The organism is Pseudomonas sp. GW821-FHT09D08 (genome assembly GCF_059416305.1).
The window spans coordinates 62,967-84,402 of record NZ_JBWKOX010000012.1; the positions used below are offsets into that span (position 1 = coordinate 62,967).

General features: G+C 60.5%; 16 protein-coding genes. 13 read left to right on the forward strand and 3 right to left on the reverse strand.

Features of this window, described 5'->3' with window-relative positions:
* The first annotated feature begins 5 nt into the window (after positions 1–5).
* Positions 6–1,103, forward strand: coding sequence for a DNA alkylation repair protein (locus tag AC07OP_RS20055; RefSeq protein WP_495102271.1), 1,098 nt, complete (start codon positions 6–8; stop codon positions 1,101–1,103).
* A gap of 39 nt (positions 1,104–1,142) precedes the next feature.
* Here AC07OP_RS20055 and AC07OP_RS20060 read toward each other — a convergent pair whose 3' ends face one another.
* The gene (locus tag AC07OP_RS20060; protein ID WP_495102272.1) at positions 1,143–2,039 is read right to left on the reverse strand and encodes a LysR family transcriptional regulator; all 897 of its coding nucleotides are present in this window, start codon (positions 2,037–2,039) and stop codon (positions 1,143–1,145) included.
* A gap of 128 nt (positions 2,040–2,167) precedes the next feature.
* Here AC07OP_RS20060 and AC07OP_RS20065 point away from each other — a divergent pair, with 128 nt between their 5' ends.
* The 6 genes from AC07OP_RS20065 to AC07OP_RS20090 all read left to right on the forward strand — a co-directional run bounded on the left by AC07OP_RS20065 (position 2,168) and on the right by AC07OP_RS20090 (position 9,915).
* Positions 2,168–3,835 carry a GMC family oxidoreductase gene (locus tag AC07OP_RS20065; protein WP_495102273.1) on the forward strand — a complete coding sequence of 556 codons (1,668 nt, stop codon included), beginning with the start codon at positions 2,168–2,170 and terminating at the stop codon, positions 3,833–3,835.
* Positions 3,836–3,948: 113 nt separating this feature from the next.
* Entirely contained in the window at positions 3,949–5,571 is a 1,623-nt protein-coding gene (locus AC07OP_RS20070) for an MFS transporter (protein WP_495102274.1), read from the forward strand.
* A gap of 168 nt (positions 5,572–5,739) precedes the next feature.
* Positions 5,740–7,689 carry a DNA topoisomerase III gene (locus AC07OP_RS20075; protein WP_495102275.1) on the forward strand — a complete coding sequence of 650 codons (1,950 nt, stop codon included), beginning with the start codon at positions 5,740–5,742 and terminating at the stop codon, positions 7,687–7,689.
* A gap of 119 nt (positions 7,690–7,808) precedes the next feature.
* The gene (locus AC07OP_RS20080; protein ID WP_027603177.1) at positions 7,809–8,249 is read left to right on the forward strand and encodes a CBS domain-containing protein; all 441 of its coding nucleotides are present in this window, start codon (positions 7,809–7,811) and stop codon (positions 8,247–8,249) included.
* A gap of 8 nt (positions 8,250–8,257) precedes the next feature.
* Entirely contained in the window at positions 8,258–9,121 is an 864-nt protein-coding gene (locus AC07OP_RS20085; protein ID WP_495102276.1) for an NAD-dependent protein deacetylase, read from the forward strand.
* Positions 9,122–9,585: 464 nt separating this feature from the next.
* Positions 9,586–9,915: a hypothetical protein gene (locus AC07OP_RS20090; protein WP_025854475.1), complete on the forward strand. Its 330-nt coding sequence runs from the start codon at positions 9,586–9,588 to the stop codon at positions 9,913–9,915.
* Between the two features lie 62 nt (positions 9,916–9,977).
* Here the strand turns inward: AC07OP_RS20090 and AC07OP_RS20095 are convergent, their stop codons facing one another.
* Positions 9,978–10,883, reverse strand: a complete 906-nt coding sequence (locus tag AC07OP_RS20095) for a LysR family transcriptional regulator (protein WP_027603175.1) — start codon at positions 10,881–10,883, stop codon at positions 9,978–9,980.
* Between the two features lie 133 nt (positions 10,884–11,016).
* Between AC07OP_RS20095 and AC07OP_RS20100 the strand changes: the two genes are divergently transcribed.
* From AC07OP_RS20100 to AC07OP_RS20115, 4 genes are all read left to right on the forward strand, one after another.
* Positions 11,017–11,715 carry a CoA transferase subunit A gene (locus AC07OP_RS20100; RefSeq protein ID WP_032886653.1) on the forward strand — a complete coding sequence of 233 codons (699 nt, stop codon included), beginning with the start codon at positions 11,017–11,019 and terminating at the stop codon, positions 11,713–11,715.
* Positions 11,716–11,749: 34 nt separating this feature from the next.
* Positions 11,750–12,409: a CoA transferase subunit B gene (locus AC07OP_RS20105; RefSeq protein WP_027603173.1), complete on the forward strand. Its 660-nt coding sequence runs from the start codon at positions 11,750–11,752 to the stop codon at positions 12,407–12,409.
* 11 nt (positions 12,410–12,420) lie between these two features.
* Entirely contained in the window at positions 12,421–13,602 is a 1,182-nt protein-coding gene (locus AC07OP_RS20110) for an acetyl-CoA C-acetyltransferase (RefSeq protein WP_141157243.1), read from the forward strand.
* 376 nt (positions 13,603–13,978) lie between these two features.
* Positions 13,979–14,773, forward strand: a complete 795-nt coding sequence (locus tag AC07OP_RS20115) for a DUF4349 domain-containing protein (RefSeq protein WP_495102277.1) — start codon at positions 13,979–13,981, stop codon at positions 14,771–14,773.
* Here the strand turns inward: AC07OP_RS20115 and AC07OP_RS20120 are convergent, their stop codons facing one another.
* A complete protein-coding gene (locus tag AC07OP_RS20120; RefSeq protein ID WP_495102278.1) occupies positions 14,774–15,859 on the reverse strand; it encodes a DUF1615 domain-containing protein in 1,086 nt (361 codons plus the stop codon).
* Positions 15,860–16,191: 332 nt separating this feature from the next.
* Between AC07OP_RS20120 and AC07OP_RS20125 the strand changes: the two genes are divergently transcribed.
* Positions 16,192–20,991, forward strand: coding sequence for an RHS repeat-associated core domain-containing protein (locus tag AC07OP_RS20125; protein WP_495102324.1), 4,800 nt, complete (start codon positions 16,192–16,194; stop codon positions 20,989–20,991).
* On the forward strand, positions 20,988–21,347 hold the full coding sequence (locus tag AC07OP_RS20130; protein ID WP_259244822.1) for a hypothetical protein: 360 nt from the start codon (positions 20,988–20,990) through the stop codon (positions 21,345–21,347). The genes AC07OP_RS20125 and AC07OP_RS20130 overlap by 4 nt, the downstream gene beginning before the upstream one ends.
* Positions 21,348–21,436: the final 89 nt, after the last annotated feature.

The window sequence follows — 21,436 nt, forward strand, 5'->3', positions numbered from 1 at the left end:
AACCGATGACCGACCAAAGCGCCCCGGCCCTCAAGGACATCTTCAACGTCGAACGCCTGGAACACATCGCCAGCGAGATGACGGCGGTGTACCCGGCGTTCGACGCCAAGGGGTTTCTCCAGCACGCCAAGGCCGGGCTCGCCGAGTTATCGGTAATGCAACGTGTGGCGCGAGTCAGCGAAAGCCTGCACGCAGTGATCCCGCTGGACTATGCCCAGACCCTCAAGCTGCTCTACGCCCTGGCCCCGCGCCTGAACAGCGGGTTTGTCAGCCTGTGCCTGCCGCACTACGTGGCGAGCTACGGCCTGGATGACTTCAAGCGCTCCATGGCCGCGCTCAAATACTTCACCCCCTTCGGCTCGGCTGAGTTCGCCATAAGACCCTTCTTGCTCCACGACTTCGAACGCACCCTGGCGGTCATGCAAACCTGGTCGCTGGATGACAACGATCACGTGCGCCGCCTCGCCAGCGAAGGCTCGCGCCCGCGCCTGCCGTGGTCGTTTCGCCTGGCCAAGGTGCAGGCCAACCCCGAGCTGTGCGCGTCGATCCTCGACAACCTCAAGGCCGACAGCAGCCTCTACGTACGCAAATCCGTGGCCAACCACCTCAACGACATCACCAAGGACCACCCGGATTGGGTGCTCAGCCTGATCGAAGGCTGGAACCTGGATAACCCGCACACCGCCTGGATCGCCCGCCATGCGCTGCGCAGCCTGATCAAGCAGGGCAACACACGCGCGCTGACGATCATGGGCGCAGGCGCCAAGGCCGAGGTGAAGCTCCATCACCTGAGCGTGACGCCGGCGGTGATTACCCTGGGCGAGCGGATCAACCTGTCATTCAGCCTGGAATCCACCGCTGCCACTGCACAGAAACTGGTGGTGGACTATGCCATCGATTACGTCAAAAGCGCCGGGCACAGCGCGACCAAGGTGTTCAAGCTCAAGGCATTTACGCTGGGCGCGGGTGAACGGCAGAGCATCCGCCGCGAGCAGCATATTCGCGCGTTGACCACGCGCAAGCACTATCCCGGCAGGCATGCGGTGCATGTGCTGGTGAATGGAGAGCGATTGGGCAGTGCCGAATTCGAATTGCGCGATTAACCCGATGTCACCCACACCACAGATCACTGTGGAAGGGTTTCATCCGTTGGATTCGCCGAGCAACAGTGGCTGCTCCCGCGCGCACAATTCCACCACGTAATCCCACAGCACCCGCAACCGCACCGACTTGTGCAACTCCCGGCGCGAGCTGATCCAGTAGCTGCGCTGGATCCCCTCCCCCGGCAGCAACGGCACCAGCTGCGGGTCGCCCGACGCCATGAAGCACGGCAACACCGCAATCCCCAATCCGGAGCGTGCGGCCTGGTGCTGGGCGATGACGCTGGTGCTGTGGAACACCACCTTGGGGTTACGGCAGAAACTGCTGAGGAACTTCAGCTCCTGGCTGAACAGCAGGTCATCGACGTAGTCGATCCAGGCGTGGGCGGCGAGGTCTTCGCGTTTTTCGATAGGGGGATTGCGGTCCAGGTAAGCGCGGCTGGCATAGAGCGCCAGGCGGTAATCGGTGAGTTTGCGCGTGACCAGTTGATCGACGCTGGGGCGTTCGAGGTGGATGCTGATTTCCGCCTCGCGGTTGAGGATGCTGACGAAGCGCGGCACCGCCACCAGTTCCACTTCCAATCCGGGATAGCGCTCGAACAGCCCGCCCATGCGGCCGGCGAGGAACATCACCCCCAACCCTTCGGCCACCCCGAGGCGGATCTTGCCCAGGGGTGCAGCGGCGTGGGTCAATTCGTCCTCGGCCAGCAGCGCGACGTTTTCCATGGCCTCGGCGTGTTTGAGCAGGGCTTCGCCGGCGGGGGTCAGTTCGTAGCCCTGGGCGTGCTGTACGAACAGCGCGGTGCCGAGGCTCTTCTCGATGGCTTCGATATGCCGGGCCACCGTGGCGTGCGTGGTTTTCAGGCGCTGCGCGGCGGTGAGCAGGCGGCCGCTGCGCTGCAACTCCAGAAAATACCGCAGGTCATTCCAGTCGAACATGTCGCCTCCATTGCATGGCCCGGATAGCGCTGTTTAAAAACGCACAGCAGCTGGGTAAAAACTAACATTTTTAAGACGAAAACTAACAACTAGGATGGAGCCAATAAGAAAAACAAGCGAGACCTCAGATGCCCATTGCAGCTGCTGAATACGATTATGTGGTAGTAGGCGCCGGCCCCGCAGGCTGCCTGCTCGCCAATCGACTGTCCGCCAACCCCGCCCACCGCGTGCTGCTGCTTGAAGCCGGTGGCCGCGACAACTACCCCTGGATCCATATCCCCGTCGGCTACCTGTTCTGTATCGGTAACCCGCGCACCGACTGGTGCTTCAAGACCGAAGCACAGGAAGGCCTGCAAGGCCGTGCGTTGAGTTACCCACGGGGCAAGGTGCTCGGCGGCTGCTCGTCCATCAACGGCATGATCTACATGCGCGGCCAGGCCCAGGACTACGATGGCTGGGCGGCGGCAGGCAACGGTGGCTGGGCCTGGAAAGACGTGCTGCCACTGTTCAAGCAGAGCGAAAACCACTTTGCCGGCAGCTCGGAATTCCACAGTGACGGCGGCGAATGGCGAGTCGAGCAGCAGCGGCTGCATTGGCCGATCCTGGACGCCTTTCGGGACGCCGCAGCGCAAAGCGGCATTGCCACGATCAGCGACTTCAACCAGGGCGATAACGAAGGCTGCGGCTACTTCCAGGTCAACCAGAAGGCCGGGGTGCGCTGGAACGCGGCCAAGGCGTTTCTCAAGCCGATCCGCCAGCGGCCCAATCTCACCGTGCTAACCGAGGTCGAGGTAGACCGCGTGGTCCTGGAAAACGGCCGCGCCTCGGCCGTGATCGGGCGTCAAAACGGCCAGCCAGTGAGCTGGAAGGCGCGCAAGGAAATCGTGCTGTGCGCCGGCGCCGTCGGCTCGCCGGGCATCCTGCAACGCTCGGGCATCGGCCCGTCCAGCGTGCTCAAGCCGCTGGGTATCGACGTGCGGCATGAACTGCCAGGCGTCGGCGGCAACCTGCAGGATCACCTGCAGCTGCGGCTGATCTACAAGCTGGAAAACGCCCGCACCCTGAACCAGATCGCCGGTACCGTATGGGGCAAGATGGGCATGGGCCTGCGCTACCTGTACGACCGCAGCGGTCCGCTGTCGATGGCGCCCAGCCAGCTCGGCGCATTTGCCCGTTCGGGCCCGGAACAGACCTCGGCCAACCTCGAATACCACGTGCAGCCGCTGTCCCTGGAGCGCTTTGGTGAACCACTGCATGGGTTCCCGGCGTTTACCGCCTCGGTCTGCGACCTGCGCCCGCAAAGCCGTGGCCGCATCGATATCCGCTCGGCCAATCCGGCGGATGCGCCGCTGATCCGGCCCAACTACCTCAGCCACCCGGAGGACCTGCGGGTGGCCGCCGACGCGATTCGCCTGACCCGACGCATCGTCGCCGCACCGGCCCTGAGCCAGTTCAAGCCGGTGGAATACCTGCCGGGTGATTCGCTGCAAACCGAAGAACAACTGCACGAAGCCGCTGCGCGTATCGGCACGACGATCTTCCATCCGGTCGGCACCTGCCGCATGGGCAGCGATAAAGACGCGGTGGTCGACGCCCAGTTGCGCGTGCATGGCGTGCCCGACCTGCGTATCGCCGATGCCTCGGTCATGCCGCGCATTACCTCCGGCAATACCTGTTCACCGACGCTGATGATCGCGGAAAAAGCCGCGCAGCTGATCCTTTCGCCGAACACTGTAGGAGCGAGCTTGCTCGCGAAAAACGCAAAAGCGCCGCTGCCCTCCGGGTTTCCCGCGTAATTGTTGACAACGTTCGCGAGCAAGCTCGCTCCTGCAAGGAACTGAGAAATAGCGGCGCTGAGCCTGGCGCCGACAGTGGAACAACAATAAATAATCACTGTGAGGGCTTCCCGATGTCAGAACATGCTCAAACCCTGGGCTCGGCCACCAACGCGAGCACCGGTAACGAATCAAGAAAAGTCATCTTCGCCTCGTCCCTGGGGACGGTGTTCGAGTGGTATGACTTTTTCCTCTACGGCGCCCTGGCGGCGGTGATCAGCAAGCAGTTCTTTGCCGGGGTCAACGACACCACGGCGTTTATCTTTGCCTTGATGGCCTTTGCGGCCGGCTTTGTGGTACGCCCGTTCGGTGCGCTGGTGTTCGGCCGCCTGGGCGACATGATCGGGCGCAAGTACACGTTCCTGGTGACCATTATCCTGATGGGCGTGGCGACCTTCTGCGTCGGCCTGCTGCCAACCTACGCCAGCATCGGCATCGCGGCGCCGATCATCCTGATCGTGCTGCGCATGCTGCAAGGCCTGGCATTGGGCGGCGAGTACGGCGGTGCGGCCACCTATGTGGCCGAGCATGCGCCGGCCGGCAAACGCGGCCTCAACACCAGCTGGATTCAATCCACCGCGACCCTCGGTTTGCTGCTGTCGTTGCTGGTGGTGCTGGCATGCCGGTACTTCACCGGCGATCAGTTCGAAGTCTGGGGCTGGCGTATACCGTTCCTGTTCTCCATCGTGCTGCTGGGCATCTCCACCTGGATCCGCATGAGCCTGCATGAATCGCCGGCGTTCCTGAAGATGAAAGAGGAAGGCAAGGCCAGCAAGGCGCCCATCCGTGAATCCTTCGGCAAGTGGGAAAACCTCAAGGTCGTGTTGATCGCCTTGTTCAGCATCAACGGCGGCCAGGCGGTGACCTTCTACGCGGCGCAGTTTTACGTGTTGTTCTTCCTCACGCAGTTCCTGCGGATGGACCCTGCCCTGGCCAATATGCTGCTGATTATCAGCGTGGTGATCGGCGCGCCGTTCTTTATCTTCTTTGGCTGGCTGTCCGACAAGGTGGGTCGCAAGCCGGTGCTGATGCTCGGCCTGCTGCTGGCCACAGCACTGTACTTCCCGATCTTCAAAGGCCTGGCGCACTACACCAACCCGGCGATGGACCAGGCCAGCCGCCAGGCACCGATCACCGTGCTGGCCGACCCGGCCACCTGTACCTTCCAGTTCGATCCGGTAGGCAAGGCGAAATTTGACAGCCCGTGCGACAAGGTCAAGACCTTCCTGGTCAAGCAAGGCCTGCCGTACAGCAGTGCCGCCGCCCCGGCCGGCAGCCCGGTGCAGGTCAGCGTGGGTGAAGTGCGCATCGACGGCTTCGACGAGGCAGCGCTGCGCGGTGCAGTGGCCCTGGCCGGCTACCCGACTTCGGCGGATGTGGCACAGGTCAATAAGGTGATGGTGGTGGTGCTGATCGTGGTACTGATCCTGATCGCCGCCATGTGCTATGGCCCGCTGGCGGCGCTGATGGTGGAGCTGTTTCCAACGCGTATCCGCTACACCTCGATGTCCCTGCCCTACCACATCGGTAACGGCTGGTTTGGCGGGTTCCTGCCGACCGTGTCGTTTGCGCTGGTGGTGTACACCGGGGATATCTTCTATGGCTTGTGGTACCCGGTGGTGGTGACGGGGGTGAGCCTGATCGTGGGGATGTTCTGCCTCAAGGAAACGCGGCACGTGGATATCGATAACAACTGAATAAGCTTCAAGGGGCAGGCTGCAAGCGCCAAGTAAAAGCCAATCGGCTCTTTCTTGAAGCTTGCAGCTTGAAACTTTAAACTGTACATCCATACAGATAACAGTTGCTCAATTCCCTTCTTTTGCCCATCCTGCTCTGCATTCAACTGTGTAACGAATGGGCTGACCATGCGGCTGTACCTCTGTGAAAAACCCTCCCAGGCCAAGGATATTGCGGCCGTGCTCGGCGCCAGTCGCCGCGGCGACGGTTGCTGGTTGGGCAATGGGGTCACCGTCACCTGGTGCATCGGCCACCTGCTGGAAACCGCCCCGCCCGACGCCTACGACGCCAAATACAAACGCTGGGTACTGGCCGACCTGCCGATCGTCCCGGAAAAATGGAAGATGCTGGTCAAGCCCAAGACCGCCAGCCAGTTCAAGGCCGTCAAGCGCCTGCTGGGGGAAGCCCAGGAACTGGTGATCGCCACCGACGCCGACCGTGAAGGCGAGATGATCGCCCGCGAACTGGTCGAGCATTGCCGCTATCGCGGGCCGATCCAGCGGCTGTGGCTGTCGGCGCTGGACGATGCCTCCATCCGCAAGGCCCTGGCGGCGCTCAAGCCCGGCGCCGAAACCTTCAGCCTGTACCACTCGGCCCTGGGCCGCTCCCGCGCCGACTGGCTGATCGGCATGAACATGAGTCGCCTGTTTACCCTGCTGGGGCGCCAATCCGGCTATCAGGGCGTGCTGCCGGTGGGCCGGGTGCAAACACCGACCTTGCGCCTGGTGGTGGACCGCGACCGCAGCATCGCCGACTTCGTGCCCGTGGCGTACTGGGCCATTGATGTGGACCTGCGCCACCAATCCATGACGTTTACCGCACAATGGCGCGCGACCGAGGATGCCTGTGACGACCAAGGCCGCTGCCTTAACCCGCAATTGGCCCGGGACGCTGCCGACGCCATGACCAACGCCGCCAGCGCACGCCTGATCAAGCTGCGCACCGAACGCATGCGCGAGGTGGCCCCCCTGCCTTTCGACCTCGGCACCCTGCAGGAAATCTGCTCGAAGAAGCTCGGCCTCGGCGCCCAGGAAACCCTGGATATCGCCCAGTCCCTCTACGAAACCCACAAGGTCATCACCTACCCCCGCAGTGACTGTGGTTACCTGCCATTGAGCCAGCACAGCGAGGCGCCGAAGATTCTCGCCGCATTGGGCCGTGGGGATGCGGCAGTCCATGAGCTGATGCCCCATATCGATCCCCAACGCCGCTCACGGGCCTGGAACGATGCCAAGGTCAGCGCGCACCACGGCATCATTCCCACCGGCGCCGGCAAGGACGTCGGCCAACTCACCGGAAAGCACCGTGCGGTCTACACCTTGATTCGCGCGCGCTACCTGGCGCAGTTCCTGCCCAACCATGAATACGATCGCACCCAGGCAGATTTCGACTGTGCGGGCCAGGCGTTGCGTGCGGTGGGCAAAGTGGTGATCGAACCAGGCTGGAAACGTGCCTTGCCCGAAGCCCTGGCTCCGGCGAAGGGCCGTGAAGCACCGGCACCCCAGGCCTTGCCGACACTGGTGCAGGGCCAGGATTACGCCGTGGCCAAGGTCAACCTCAAGGACCTGTGGACCCAACCACCCAAGCCCTTCACCGAGGGCGACCTGATCAAGGCGATGAAAAACGTCGCCAAGCTGGTGGAAGACCCGCTGCTCAAGCAAAAGCTCAAGGACACCACCGGCATCGGCACCGAAGCCACCCGTGCGGGGATTATCCAGGGGTTGCTCGACCGCGGTTACCTGGTGAAGAACGGCAAGGCGCTGTCGGCCACCCCGGCAGCCTTCAGCCTGATCGACGCGGTACCCCGCGCCATTGCCGACCCCGGCACCACCGCGATCTGGGAGCAGGCGCTGGACATGGTGCAAAGCGGCGAGATGAGCCTGGAAGAATTCGTCGCCAAGCAAGCGGCGTGGATGAGCAAGCAAGTGGCGCGTTGCAACGGCATGCGCATGACCATCACCGGGCCGGCCAGCCCGGCAGGCCGAGGTGCTGCGCCGTGGAAAAAGAAGCGCAAGGCGGCCCCTCGCAAGACCGCCACTGGCCCAGAGCGCGCCAGGAAACCGAAAAAAACCGGGTGAAAGGCGAAAAAAACCGGCGAATGACGTTTTTCGACGGGTTTAACGCCGCATTGGACCTTGCCCCGGCGAGTGCCGTCTAGGATTCTGTAGGGGATAACAACAACACCGGAGTGGCCGCCATGAAAACCGTCGCACAATTGCTCAAAGCCAAGGACCAGAAAAACCAGGACGTCCACACCATCCAATGGGACCACACTGTGTTTGAGGCGCTGGTGCGGATGTCGGAGAAAAACGTCGGCGCCTTGCCGGTGGTCAAGGAAGGCACGGTGGTAGGGATCATCAGCGAACGCGATTACGCACGCAAAATCATGCTCAAGGGCCTGTCGTCGGTCACTACAAAGGTCCATGAGGTCATGAGTTCGCCGGTGATAACCGTCGATACCCATAAAAGTGTCGAAGCGTGCATGAACATCATGACCGACAGTCACCTGCGCCACCTGCCGGTGGTCGAAGACGGCAAACTGCTGGGCCTGCTCTCCATCGGTGACCTGGTCAAGGAAGCCATCGCCGAACAGGCAGACCTGATCAAGCAGTTGGAGCAGTACATCCGCGGCGAATAGGGGACCCCATGCTCGACACCCTGGAACATCAACAGGACCACCTCGACACCCTGCACCGCGCCATGTCCGAACGGCGCTTCCTGGTATTGACCGGTGCGGGCATCAGCACGTCCTCGGGAATCCCCGACTACCGCGACAGCGAAGGCGTGCGCCGGGGCAAGGCGCCGATGATGTACCAGGAGTTCCTCGCCACCGCCCAGGCGCGGCGGCGCTATTGGGCACGGGCGATGCTGGGGTGGCCGAGGGTACGTATCGCCCAGCCGAACAACGCTCACCGGGCACTGGCGACCTTGCAACAACGCCAGCACATCAGCGGCCTGATCACGCAAAACGTCGACACCTTGCATGACCAGGCCGGCAGCCATGACGTGATTGAACTGCACGGCAGCCTGCACCGGGTGCTGTGCCTGGATTGCCAGTTGCACAGCACCCGCGACCTGATCCAGCGCCAGATGGAAATCGATAACCCGTACCTGGCCCAAGTCCATGCGGTACAGGCGCCTGATGGTGACACCCTGCTTGATCCCGCGTTTGAAGAGCGCTTCCAGGTCCCCCGCTGCCCCCATTGCCAGGGTGAGCGACTGAAACCGGACGTGGTGTTTTTTGGCGAGAACGTCGCACCGGCGACGGCGGCCAGGGCGATGGCGGCGGTAGCGCATGCCGAGGGGCTGCTGGTGGTAGGTTCATCGCTGATGGCTTACTCCGCATTTCGCCTGTGCAAGGCAATGATCGAACAGGGCAAACCGGTACTCGCCATCAACCTGGGCAAGACCCGGGGTGATGAGCTGTTGCAGGTAAAGATCGAAACCTCGTGCGAACAGCTTCTGCCCTTGTTGGCAGACCGCCTGCAGTCAACCCCACCTCAGCCATAGCGACCGTCCAGCGCAAAAAATGACGCTCGAGTCACGTATTTGCCGTATCTCCCCATAGCCACGACGAATTATGTAGTGATCAAAAATAATCACTACATAAGCGTTGACGTAACCTTTTTGTCCTTGCATGATCTAGACGTCTCCCGGATCGGGAGCGTTGGTAACAAGCGTTTTGAACAAGCTCGTCTGACCGCCGAGCTGTTTTTTCCGGATGTGCACTGCCCACAAGGCAGATTGATGAAGCTGACCGACCCGAAAGGATCGGTACAAGGCGCTCAAATGCGGCTTGTCTTCGTTATGAAACCATTGCGTAGCAGTTCATCAGCAAGACTACATGCATCAGGTTCAAGACCCTGCCCGTATTCGGCAGACCGTCACTGACGCCCGGTTTTCCAAGCCGGAGACAACTAAGCAGTTTTAACGGAATCAACTGATAGATCGCCAACTGGTCAAGGGGCTTACACATGAATCTGAACAACCAACCAACTATCGATGAATTGGCTGAGATGTTCGCAGCGCAGAAAGACACACTCGACGACCATATCCTTTGGATTGGCAAATCGGGCGAAGTGCAAATCGACTGCCTGGCGCCCCACACCGAAGAAGCCGAGTTCGACCGCAATAACCGTGAACTGGCGGCGCGCCTGAAGATGTACCGCCGTGGCCAGGGTTATGTCGGCAAGAAGGCCGCGGCCGATCGCAACTTTATCGAGCAAGTATTCCACACACTTAATACCGAATGGCAGAACCTCAAAGGCCAATCGCAAGTTAAAGTGATTGATAGATACTGCTGATAACAGTGCACCTTTAAATTTAAGCCCGCTGGTTTATTCGAGCGGGCTTTTTAATACCTGTTTTATAACACCGCCGGAAACCTGCCCTTCCCCGCCTCATCCCGAAAAATATCAAACAACACCTGCGCCGCCGCTGACAGTTCATGCCCAGGCTTGGTCAGCACGCCAATCGGCCGCTCGATCACCGGATCGGTCAAGGTGATGCAATGCGCCCCCGCCTCCTGCATCTGCTGCGCACACAAGGCCGGTACGGCGCTGACACCCAGGCCGCTGGCGACCATCTTGCCCACGGTTGCCAATTGATGGCTTTCCAAGGCCACCGGCAACTTCATCTTCAAGGCCCCCAGGTGCTCCTCCAGCATCACCCGCACCGTGGAAGGCCGCTGCAACGTGATAAACGGATGCTCCAGCAAGGTTTTCCAGTCGACCTCGGCACACTGTGCCAGCAGTGAATCACCGGGCACCACCGCAATGAAGCGGTCCAGGTACAACGGCGTAAAGGCCAGCGACGAGCCTTCCGAGGGTTCAAACGCGACGCCCAGTTCCACATGGCGGTCGCGAACCATCTCCAGCACTTGCTCGTTGATCAAGTCATGCACCGTCACGTTCACCTGGGGGTAACGGGCGCGGAATATCTTCAGGATCGGCGGCAGCAGGTTGCCGGCAAACGACGGCATCGCCGCCACGGTCACCCGCCCGCGTTGCAGGGTGAACAGCTGACGCAGTTCGTCCTCGGCATTGTCCCAATCGGCCATCAGCCGACGGGCCAGGGGCAGCAGGGATTCGCCCTCGGGCGTGAGGGCCACGTTGCGCGTATTGCGGCTGAACAAGCGCCCGCCCAGCCCTTCCTCCAAGCCCTTGATGGTCAGGCTCAACGCCGATTGAGAGAGGTGCAGGCGCTCGCATGCGGCGGCAAAACTCAGGCTTTGGGCCACGGCCAGAAAGGCACGCATCTGTTTAACGGTCATGGCGCTACTCCGGGCGGCGGGTTGACTATGCTGTTTTCTAAATCAATCAACCTTAAAAAACAACTTAACAAATCAATCCGTCGGCGCAACACTCGATTCATTGGCTGGCCCACAAACAATAAAAGAGGTGCATATGGCAGGTTTCGATAAACGCGTGGCGTCCTACGAGGAAGCACTGGCAGGCCTGGAAGACGGCATGACCGTGCTCTCCGGTGGTTTCGGCCTGTGCGGTATTCCGGAAAACCTCATCAATGAGATCAAGCGCAAAGGCACCCGTGACCTCACCGTGGTTTCCAATAACTGCGGCGTCGACGGCTTTGGCCTGGGCGTGCTGCTGGAAGAAAAGCAGATCAGCAAGGTGATCGCTTCCTACGTCGGTGAAAACGCCCTGTTCGAGAAACAATTGCTCAGCGGCGAAATCGAAGTGGTCCTCACCCCCCAAGGCACCCTGGCGGAAAAAATGCGCGCAGGCGGCGCCGGTATCCCCGCCTTCTTCACCGCCACCGGCGTCGGTACTCCGGTTGCAGAAGGCAAGGAAACCCGCGAATTCAACGGTCGCCCGTACCTGATGGAAGAATCCATCACCGGCGACTTCGCCATCGTCAAAGGCTGGAAAGCCGACCACTTCGGCAACGTCATCTATCGCCACACCGCCCAGAACTTCAACCCGCTGGCCGCCACCGCCGGCAAGATCACCGTGGTCGAAGTCGAGGAAATCGTCGAACCGGGCGAGCTGGACCCGGCGCAGATCCACACCCCTGGCATCTACGTCGACCGGATCATCTGCGGCACGTTCGAGAAGCGCATCGAACAGCGCACCGTGCGCAAATAATCCGCTCCCAGCCCGAACAATAAGGACTCCTAAAATGGCTCTTACCCGCGAACAAATGGCTCAACGCGTCGCCCGCGAAATGCAGGACGGTTTCTACGTCAACCTGGGCATCGGCATTCCGACCCTGGTTGCCAACTACATCCCCGAAGGCATGGAAGTCATGCTGCAGTCGGAAAACGGCCTGCTCGGCATGGGCCCGTTTCCTACCGAAGACACCATCGATGCCGACATGATCAATGCCGGCAAACAGACCGTGACGGCGCGCATCGGCGCCTCGATCTTCTCCTCCGCCGAATCCTTCGCGATGATTCGCGGCGGCCACGTCGACCTCACCGTGCTTGGCGCCTTTGAAGTGGACGTACACGGCAACATCGCCTCATGGATGATCCCCGGCAAACTGGTCAAGGGCATGGGCGGCGCCATGGACCTGGTGGCCGGTGCGGAAAACATCATCGTGATCATGACCCACGCCTCCAAGGACGGTGAGTCCAAGTTGCTCAGCCAATGCAGCCTGCCGCTGACCGGTGCCAACTGCATCAAGCGTGTACTGACGGACCTGGCGTACCTGGAAATCGAAAATGGCGCTTTTGTCCTCAAGGAACGCGCACCTGGCGTCAGCGTTGAAGAGATTGTGAGCAAGACCGCCGGTAAACTGATCGTCCCGGACCACGTTCCAGAAATGCACTTCCAGTGAGGACAGATTCCATGCAAGACGTCGTGATTGTTGCTGCCACCCGCACCGCCGTGGGCAGCTTTCAAGGTTCACTGGCCACCATTCCAGCACCGGAGCTGGGCGCCGCCGTGATCCGTCGCCTGCTGGAGCAGACCGGTCTGGACCCAGCCGAAGTGGATGAAGTCATCCTCGGCCAGGTACTCACCGCGGGTTCCGGCCAGAACCCTGCACGCCAGGCCTCGATCCTCGCCGGACTGCCCCACGCCGTGCCGAGCCTGACCCTGAACAAGGTCTGCGGCTCGGGCCTGAAAGCCCTGCACCTGGGCGCCCAGGCCATCCGTTGCGGTGACGCCGAGGTCATCATCGCCGGCGGCATGGAGAACATGAGCCTGGCACCGTACGTACTGCCTGCTGCGCGCACGGGCTTGCGCATGGGCCATGCCAAGATGATCGACAGCATGATCACCGACGGCCTGTGGGATGCGTTCAACGACTATCACATGGGCATCACCGCCGAGAACCTCGTGGACAAATACGGCATCAGCCGTGAAGCCCAGGATGCTTTCGCCGCCGCGTCCCAGCAGAAAGCCACCGCCGCCATCGAGGCCGGGCGTTTTGTCGATGAGATCACGCCGATCCTGATTCCCCAGCGCAAGGGCGACCCGATTGCCTTCGCCGTCGATGAGCAACCTCGCGCCGGCACCACCGCCGAATCCCTGGCCAAGCTCAAGCCGGCGTTCAAGAAAGACGGCAGCGTCACCGCCGGTAATGCTTCCAGCCTGAATGACGGCGCCGCTGCGGTGCTGCTGATGAGTGCCGACAAGGCCAAGGCCCTCGGCTTGCCGGTATTGGCCCGTATCGCCAGCTACGCCAACGCGGGCGTCGACCCAGCAATCATGGGCATCGGCCCGGTCTCAGCCACCCGCCGCTGCCTGGACAAAGCCGGTTGGAGCCTGGCCGACCTGGACCTGATCGAAGCCAACGAAGCCTTTGCCGCGCAATCCCTGGCGGTAGGTAAAGAGCTGGAGTGGGATGCGGACAAGGTCAACGTCAACGGCGGCGCCATCGCCATCGGCCACCCCATCGGCGCGTCAGGCTGCCGCGTGCTGGTCACCCTGCTGCACGAAATGATCAAGCGCGATGCCAGGAAAGGCCTGGCGACCCTGTGCATCGGTGGCGGCCAGGGCGTAGCCCTGGCCCTCGAACGCAGCTGATAAAAGAGCAACACGGAAAAGGCCCGGCTCCACGAAAAGCCAGGCCTTTTCTTTATGCGGTTTCCCTGAAGAAACACAGTCCAAATGTGGGGGCTTGCCCCCGATGAGCATGGGTATCAACACAACTTTGTCTAAACGCTGCCTCCCCCGGCAGAAAGGGCTTTTGTGGCGAGCGGGCTTGTCCCGCGTTGGGCTGCGAAGCAGCCCCAAAACCAGCCTCTACAGAGTGTCAGATACACCGCGTTCTTCTTTAGGCGCACGGTAATCCACTCCGCGACCACCATCAGCCCTGCAAATCCTGCACGATACTTTGCGTTAATTCTCCGGACCCGCTTTAATCGCCACCAATGTCCCCCGCACACCTCAAGGAACTGCAATGCGCCATCCGGACGGCACCCTTCAATCGCTTCGCGCGCCCCTGTTGATCCTGTTGGCCGGCCTGGCCCTGCTCGGCTGTTCACCCAAGGACCACTCCCGCGCCACGGTGATCAATGGCGAACAAGGCCGGGCCGGTGCGCAACTGGCCTATGAGCACGAACTGACCCTGGCCCTGCCCGGCGCCCTGCTCGCGCCGCGCATGCAGGCCACCCGCGAGGCCTGTGAGTCGGCGCGGTTTGGCGCGTGCAATATCCTGGGCATCACCGAAGACAGCAACGGCGGCGAGATCATCCTGCGGATCGCGCCCACCGGGGTCGAACCGATGGTCGCCATGGCCGCTGAAGGCGGCAAACTCGGCCAGCGCATCACCACCGCCGAAGACCTGGCCGACGCGGTCGCCGATGTGCGTCGCCGCCAGGATCGCCTGCAAGCCCAGCAACAGCGCCTCGATGAACTTGCCAAGCGCAAGGACATCAGCGTCAGCGACCTGATTGCCTTGAGCAAGGAGCAGGCGGGCATTGAAAACGAACTGCAGGAACTCGCCCAGGTTGCCGCCGGCCAGCAGCGTCGCCTGGATACCAACCGCGTCACCCTCAACTTCCGCTCTGCCGACGGCGCCAACCAACCGTCACGCTTCAGCCGGATGTTCAGCAACCTGGGGACCAACCTGGTGGACGGCACCGCAGACGCCCTGGAACGCGCCAGCTATGTGCTGCCGTTCGTGATCCTGGCGTTTCCGGTGGTGTGGTTGTGGGTGTGGCTGTGGCGCACATTTGTCAGGCGCCGCAGCTGATCAGCGCTTCATGCAGCGCTGGTACCGCTCATCCACGCGCTTGGCAAACCACGCCGTGGTCAGGTTGCGGGTGATCTTCGGGCTTTTGAGCACGATGCCCGGCAGGATCGCACGGGGCATCGGCTTGCCGGCGGCCTGGTCGGCCAGGGCAAACACGCGTTTGTAGAGGGTGGTGTCTTCAAAATCCAGCTGTTCGCCCTGTTCCAGCTGGCTGCGAATGCTGGGGTTGCGCATGTCCAGCTTCGCGCCCAATGAGCGCACCGCCAGTTCGGTGGTGCCGGGCAGCAATGAGCCGTAGCGAATCAAATCCCCGTCCAGCGCCAACTCAGTGCCCGACGCGCGGCTGACCGCCGCCTGGAACGCCGCATTACGGCTGGCGTACCACCCCGCATTGAAGTCGGCAAAGCGATACAACGGCTGGTCATAGCTCACCGGATAGCCGAGCAAATGGGCGATACCGAAGTACATGCCGCCGCGCCGGGTGAAGACTTCCCGACGAATCGTGCCATCCACCGTGTAGGGATAACCCCGCGCCTGTTTCTGGGCGAAGTCGATACTGACCTGCATGGGACCGGCGGTGTGCACCGGATTGAAACCGCCAAACAGCGTATTCCCCAACGGCACCATGCTGATGAAATCATCGAAGATGCCACTCAAGTCCTTCTCCGTGCGCGCGGCACTCAAACGGTCGGCATAGGACTTGCCGGTAGGCGAGCGCAGCTGCAGGGCGCTGCGCACCACAAAAGCGGGCACATGCACCTTGGCGGCACGGCGCAGGATTTCATCCTGGGCGATCTTGCCCATGTTGGGCACGGGCGGGTCGACCTGATAGGTGGATTCCTGCTCGGTCACCGCCAATACGGCACAGATATTCTCGGTACTGGGGTAGATCTTTTGAGTGTCAAAGGCGGTGTAGATGTCCTGGGCCCAGCCGTTGCGGTCTGGAACCTTCGCCGGGAGCAAACGCACGATCTCGGCCTTCACCTCGGCTTCGCTGCGCGCTGGTTGCTGCGGGCCGCGTGACGTGGAACAGCCGGCCAGCACCACCAATGAGGTGAGGCAGAGGATCAGGCAGCGTGGGGACATGGGGCTTCCTTGAGGACGATGGGCCAGGCGTTGCGGATATGGACCGGTAAGTCTAACGCGGGTTCGACGATTCGCCTTGTCGCCGGCCAAGGTTGGACCTGGCGTTCGCGCAGCGCTGAAGGCTTTTTGATACGTCGCCAAAAAGGGACGATAGCCGCTGAAAGCTCCCACGTAACGGCAAGATAAGCTCTACAGCCCCAGCCTGAAAACCGCTGCAAAGTCCCTCGCCTGAATACACAGTGCGAGGGATTGCAGATGGTTGTTTTCGTTAAAGCCCCGGTTGAAGGGGCGGCGTCTTGAACCCGGCCATCGGCAGGCTGGCCCTGACCCCGATGGATGTGAAGACGGTCGACGTTGAAAGCGTCTTCCGTGACTTTCGCGAATGCCTGAATACGTTCGATGACTGGGCGCAAAGCTTCTGGCGCTTCTCGGCGCTGGAGGTCGAGCAGGTCTTCAAGGTCGGCGATGAGGTAGCGCTGGTCGCGCCGATCAATCGCTCAATCATCCCCAGCAGCACCGTCGCCACGTGCCCGGCCAATGGCACCCTGACGCTGGTGCATATGTTCCAAAGCACGCGCTTCGTGCCCATCGGCGACACGCCGGTGATGCTGCAGCGCGTCGATCCCAATGGCGGCCCGTTGGGCGAGCCGATCCACAAGACCATCGGCCCCAGCGGCCTTCTCGAAATCACCGAGTGTGATCGCAACCAGCCGTACCGAATCAGTTTCTACCCCAACGTTTCCAGGGATCACGTCCAGGCGCTGTATGGGTCTTATCAGTCGGTGATCGCGGGGTTGGAGGCGCGCCTGCGTGAAGAGTGGGCCCGCACTTTCCAGGATCAGTGGAAAGACTATGCCGAAGCCAAGCCCCTCGATCGGCGCCGAATGCTGGAAGCAGCGTTTTTCAGCGGTCTTGGAAAAGCCCTCTTCAATTTGTGGGACAACGTTACGCAGCTGTATGACCTGCTGGCAGACCTCAAGCCCAACAGCGAAAAGCTGTTGGTCTACCTCTCCCAGGCCGAACTCGATGAACTGTTGAAGCTCGGCAACGACACGATTGCCAACGGTTTGCTGGTGCTCAGCGATGAGCCGCTGCTGTTTATCTACCTGTCGGCGATGGTCAGTTGGATGCGCCTGCTGCCACCGCCGCAGATGAATGAACTGTGGGGTGAGATCACTGGCGAGGTCCTGATCAATTTGCTGTTGATTCGTGTATTGGGGGCGATGGGGGTGGTGGCGCGGCTGGGGGCTCAAGTGCTGAGCGCTATCAAATCCAAGCGCGCGCGGGAGTTGTTGGAGTTGCTGGCCAGGCAGCTTGTAGAGCCGGGGTTGGAGCCGCATGTCGAAGCGGTGAAGCCTTTGCTGCTCGGTGGCCCCGCGACAGCGATCAAGACTGTGCCGGTTGCGCCGTTGAAGGTTGGGGAGCATGTGGTTTCGAACCCGGTGTCGGCGGTTCGTAACAAGACACAGAAGACCGTGTTGGTCAGGCAGGAGCCTGTCGATGATGTGCCGGTTTCAGGGAAGAACCCGAACGGGGATGCGGCGGCGGCTTCGGATAATACCGTCACCAACGGCTGCCCCGTGTCGATGGTTACCGGGGAGGAATTGCTCACCCTCACCGACGGCACGTTGGATGGGATCTTGCCATTCGAGTGGACCCGGCTGTATCGCACCAGTGCGGTGGAAGTGGATGACGGGTTGGGGTTTGGCTGGAGTCATTCGCTGGCGCATCGGCTTGATGTGTCGGGCGATTCGGTGGTGTGGACGGACCATGAGAACCGCTCGATTGGGTTTCCACTGCCGACTGTTGCTCGACCCGCCATCACCAATAGTTTGGCCGAAGCAGCGATCTATTTAGGTACGTCGCCAGATGAATTGGTGTTGGCCCAGGCATCACGGTTCTATCACTTTCGCGACGGGGTGTTGGTCTCCATCAGCGATGCGTATGACAACCGGCTGCGGATTTCCCGAGATTATTTGGGGCGGATTGAGCGGCTGGATAACGGTGTCGGGCGTTCGCTGTTCCTGCGCTATGCATTTGGCCACATCGTGGCGGTGGACTATCAGGTCCAGCGCGCCAAGGGGCATGAACCCTTCGAGTGGGTGACCGAGCAGACCGTTGTTTCCTACGCCTATGACGACCTGGGACGGTTGGTTTCGGCGACCAATGCCGTCGGCGAAAGCGAGGTTTATCGCTACGACGATCAGCACGTCATTCTTGAGCGGGGCTTGGCCGGTGGGGCGAGTTTCTTCTGGGCGTGGGAACGGGCTGGCAAGGCCGCGCGATGTGTCCGGCATTGGGCCAGTTTTTCCCAGATGGATACGCGGTATGCCTGGGGGGACGACGGTCGGGTCACGCTGCATAACGCCGATGGTAGCCAGGAAGTGTACGTCCATGACGACCGGGCGCGGCTGGTGCAGCGGATTGATCCGGACGGTGCCCAGCATTTCAAATCCTACGATGCCAAAGGCCGACTGACGGTTGAGCAGGATCCGCTGGGGGCGGTGACGGCGTATCAGTACGACGAAGCCGGACGTTTGGTGGCGTTGTTTCCCGGGGATGATGAGCCGACGTCCTACGAGCATGACAATGGTTTCGTACGGGTTATGCGCCGTGGTGAGGCGGTCTGGAAGTACGAGCGTAATGACCAGGGCGATGTCATCCGCAAGATCGATCCCGATGGTCATGTTACGGATTACAGCTACGACCAATACGGGCAACTGGTTGGGGTTTGGTACCCGGATCACAGTTGTCAGCGGCTGGTGTGGAATGAGCGCGGACAGTTGCTTGAAGAGCAACTGCCGAATGGCGGGATCAAGCGTTATCGCTATGACGATCTTGGCCGGCAGGTGGCGCGCGAGGATGAGCATGGCGCGCTGACCCAGTATCAGTGGGACAGCGTGGGTCGGTTGGTTCGCGTCGTATTACCAGGCGGTGCATGTCGGGAATACAGCTACAACCCCTACGGCAAAATCACCGCAGAACGCGACGAACTGGGCCACGTCATCCGCTACGAATACGCCGACGGGTTGCACCTGATCAGTCGGCGCATCAACGCTGATGGCACTCAGGTCAAGTACCGCTACGACAACGTGCGGTTATTGCTGACCGAGATCGAAAACGAAGTCGGCGAGACCTACCGACTTGATTACCACACCAATGGCCTGATCCAGCAGGAAGTCGGCTTTGACGGGCAGCGCACCGCCTACGTCTACGACCTCAATGGCAACCTGCAGGAAAAGACCGAACACGGTGACGATGGCAGTCAGCTCATTACTCGCTACGAGCGCGATCACGCCGGACGCCTCGTACGAAAAACCCTGCCCGACGGCAGCCTTGTTGAATATGCCTACGACCGCCAGGGCAACCTCCTCAGCGTCGACGACGGCCACTGGGCGCTGGCCTACGAATACGACCCACAAAACCGCCTCACCGCCGAACACCAGGGCTGGGGCACCTTGCGCTACGGCTACGACGCCTGCGGCCAGCTTCAACACCTGCGCCTGCCCGATAACAACCGGCTGGTTTTTAATCATGCGAAAGGCGGCCACCTCGCCACCGTCGAGTTAAACGGCACGCTGCTGACCTCTCATCTGTTCAAAGCCGGCCAGGAACACCAACGCCAACAAGGCCAACTCCTCAGCCATTACCATTACGACGACCAACACCGCCTGCACGCCCACGCGATCACCCAGCAACAGGACCACCTCTACCAACGCCAATACGACTACGACAAAACCGGCAACCTCACCCGCCTGCTCGACACGCGCAAAGGCGAACACCACTACCACTACGACCCGTTAGGCCGCCTCACCCGCGCCGACCATTCCCAAGACCTGCAGGAACGCTTCGGCCACACCCGCGCCGGCAACCTGCTGATGCAAGACCGCCCCGGCCCCGACATCGTCGCCGGCAACCGCCTGATGATCCAGGGCGACCGCCACTACGACTATGACGCCTTCGGCAACCTCATCCGCGAACGGCGTGGCCGTGGGCACGCGCTGATCACCGAATACCGCTACGACTGCCAGCATCGGCTGATCGGCATCACCCAACCCAACGGTCAAACCGCCAGTTACCGCTACGACCCGTTTGGGCGGCGCATCAGCAAAACCGTGGACGGCATCACGACGGAGTTTTTCTGGCAAAGCGACAGGCTGATTGCCGAACACCATGCGGATCGCCATCGCAGTTATCTCTATGAACCGGACAGTTTCCGCCCTCTGGTTCTGTTGGAAGGCTTTGGACCGCAAGACACCAAAGCCTTCCACTACCAACTCGACCACCTCGGCACACCGCAGGAACTGACAGACCCAGAGGGCGAAATCGTCTGGTCCGCCCACTACCGCGCCTACGGCCAGATCAGCCGTCTCGACAAAGGCAAAATCGACAACCCGCTGCGTTTTCAGGGCCAGTACTTTGATCAGGAAAGCGGACTGCACTACAACCGTCATCGCTACTACAATCCGGATGTTGGTCGCTACCTGACGCCTGATCCGGTGAAGTTGGCAGGTGGGATCAACGCCTACCAATACGTGCCCAATCCTACGGGATGGGTGGATCCGTTAGGCTTGAGCACATGCCCAGGTGGGGATGGATGTAAGCCAAGCACGAGCGTTCCGACGCCCACGGAAAGTGTCAATCACGGAGAACCCGCTTTACCGCAACTAACACGTGCGGAACGACAGGCAAGAATTGATGAGCTTGCGGAGTCAAATATTCACCGACATCTATCGGAGTTGGAAACGTCAATTCCGGGAGCGCACTTCCTAGAAAAACACGGAGCTCAAACATCATTAATATCTCAACTTGAACGAGTAGAAACAGCTAGGAACCCCACCACCGGCGAAATCGAGACCTTCGATAGAGGGAGAAACGCGGGACAACCCAGACCACCAAGCGCAGCTACGCACTTTCTTAGTCACAGAGATCAATTCAATGCAATTGAACGAGCTATTTTAATATTCAAACTGAATGGCAGAGCGCAATCCCCAAAACCAATGGACATGGGAAAAATTGTCGGTGAGGGGTATAAAAGAGAGGGACTTATATATGGAAAGCAGTCAAAAGCCGTTGTGCATTTAAACAGAGACGGAAAACCAATCACTGCTTATACGGAGTTCGAAGAATGAAAAAGAAACCAGACTTGGAAATATTGAGAGGCCTGCTATTCACTTACTGTATAGAAAATACAAAAAATTTAGAGCGAGAAGAAACCATAGCATCAAAAAACATCAATGATGAAACTGAGCTTTCAGAGCTTTTTGATATTTTAACCAAGCCGGAGTTTTTATCATACCGAGAAGATGAGCAGCTTTGGTTCATAGAAACGATCGAGCATTATCTGTCGACAGACGAAGACTTCGAATCTGTTTTTTACTTGTTCGACACCTATTTCGAGGACGACATAATTGACAAAAGACACTTTATGACAGTGTTACTAAAATGTCTCAACACTTATAAAAGCGAAGCAGCGTTCAGAAATTGAAACGATTGGCCGGTCGTTAAAGCGTTATCTAAAAACAAATCACCGCCTCCCAGATAAACCACACTCCCCTGTGGCGAGCACGCTCACCA

What these genes read in the sequence shown, in the direction of transcription:
- AC07OP_RS20095 (WP_027603175.1), bottom strand. Translation starts at nt 10,883, where the DNA reads ATGACCGTTAAACAGATGCGTGCCTTTCTGGCCGTGGCCCAAAGCCTG.
- AC07OP_RS20090 (WP_025854475.1), top strand. Translation starts at nt 9,586, where the DNA reads ATGAATCTGAACAACCAACCAACTATCGATGAATTGGCTGAGATGTTC.
- AC07OP_RS20085 (WP_495102276.1), top strand. Translation starts at nt 8,258, where the DNA reads ATGCTCGACACCCTGGAACATCAACAGGACCACCTCGACACCCTGCAC.
- AC07OP_RS20110 (WP_141157243.1), top strand. Translation starts at nt 12,421, where the DNA reads ATGCAAGACGTCGTGATTGTTGCTGCCACCCGCACCGCCGTGGGCAGC.
- AC07OP_RS20070 (WP_495102274.1), top strand. Translation starts at nt 3,949, where the DNA reads ATGTCAGAACATGCTCAAACCCTGGGCTCGGCCACCAACGCGAGCACC.
- AC07OP_RS20060 (WP_495102272.1), bottom strand. Translation starts at nt 2,039, where the DNA reads ATGTTCGACTGGAATGACCTGCGGTATTTTCTGGAGTTGCAGCGCAGC.
- AC07OP_RS20125 (WP_495102324.1), top strand. Translation starts at nt 16,192, where the DNA reads ATGGATGTGAAGACGGTCGACGTTGAAAGCGTCTTCCGTGACTTTCGC.
- AC07OP_RS20055 (WP_495102271.1), top strand. Translation starts at nt 6, where the DNA reads ATGACCGACCAAAGCGCCCCGGCCCTCAAGGACATCTTCAACGTCGAA.
- AC07OP_RS20115 (WP_495102277.1), top strand. Translation starts at nt 13,979, where the DNA reads ATGCGCCATCCGGACGGCACCCTTCAATCGCTTCGCGCGCCCCTGTTG.
- AC07OP_RS20130 (WP_259244822.1), top strand. Translation starts at nt 20,988, where the DNA reads ATGAAAAAGAAACCAGACTTGGAAATATTGAGAGGCCTGCTATTCACT.
- AC07OP_RS20065 (WP_495102273.1), top strand. Translation starts at nt 2,168, where the DNA reads ATGCCCATTGCAGCTGCTGAATACGATTATGTGGTAGTAGGCGCCGGC.
- AC07OP_RS20100 (WP_032886653.1), top strand. Translation starts at nt 11,017, where the DNA reads ATGGCAGGTTTCGATAAACGCGTGGCGTCCTACGAGGAAGCACTGGCA.
- AC07OP_RS20075 (WP_495102275.1), top strand. Translation starts at nt 5,740, where the DNA reads ATGCGGCTGTACCTCTGTGAAAAACCCTCCCAGGCCAAGGATATTGCG.
- AC07OP_RS20080 (WP_027603177.1), top strand. Translation starts at nt 7,809, where the DNA reads ATGAAAACCGTCGCACAATTGCTCAAAGCCAAGGACCAGAAAAACCAG.
- AC07OP_RS20105 (WP_027603173.1), top strand. Translation starts at nt 11,750, where the DNA reads ATGGCTCTTACCCGCGAACAAATGGCTCAACGCGTCGCCCGCGAAATG.
- AC07OP_RS20120 (WP_495102278.1), bottom strand. Translation starts at nt 15,859, where the DNA reads ATGTCCCCACGCTGCCTGATCCTCTGCCTCACCTCATTGGTGGTGCTG.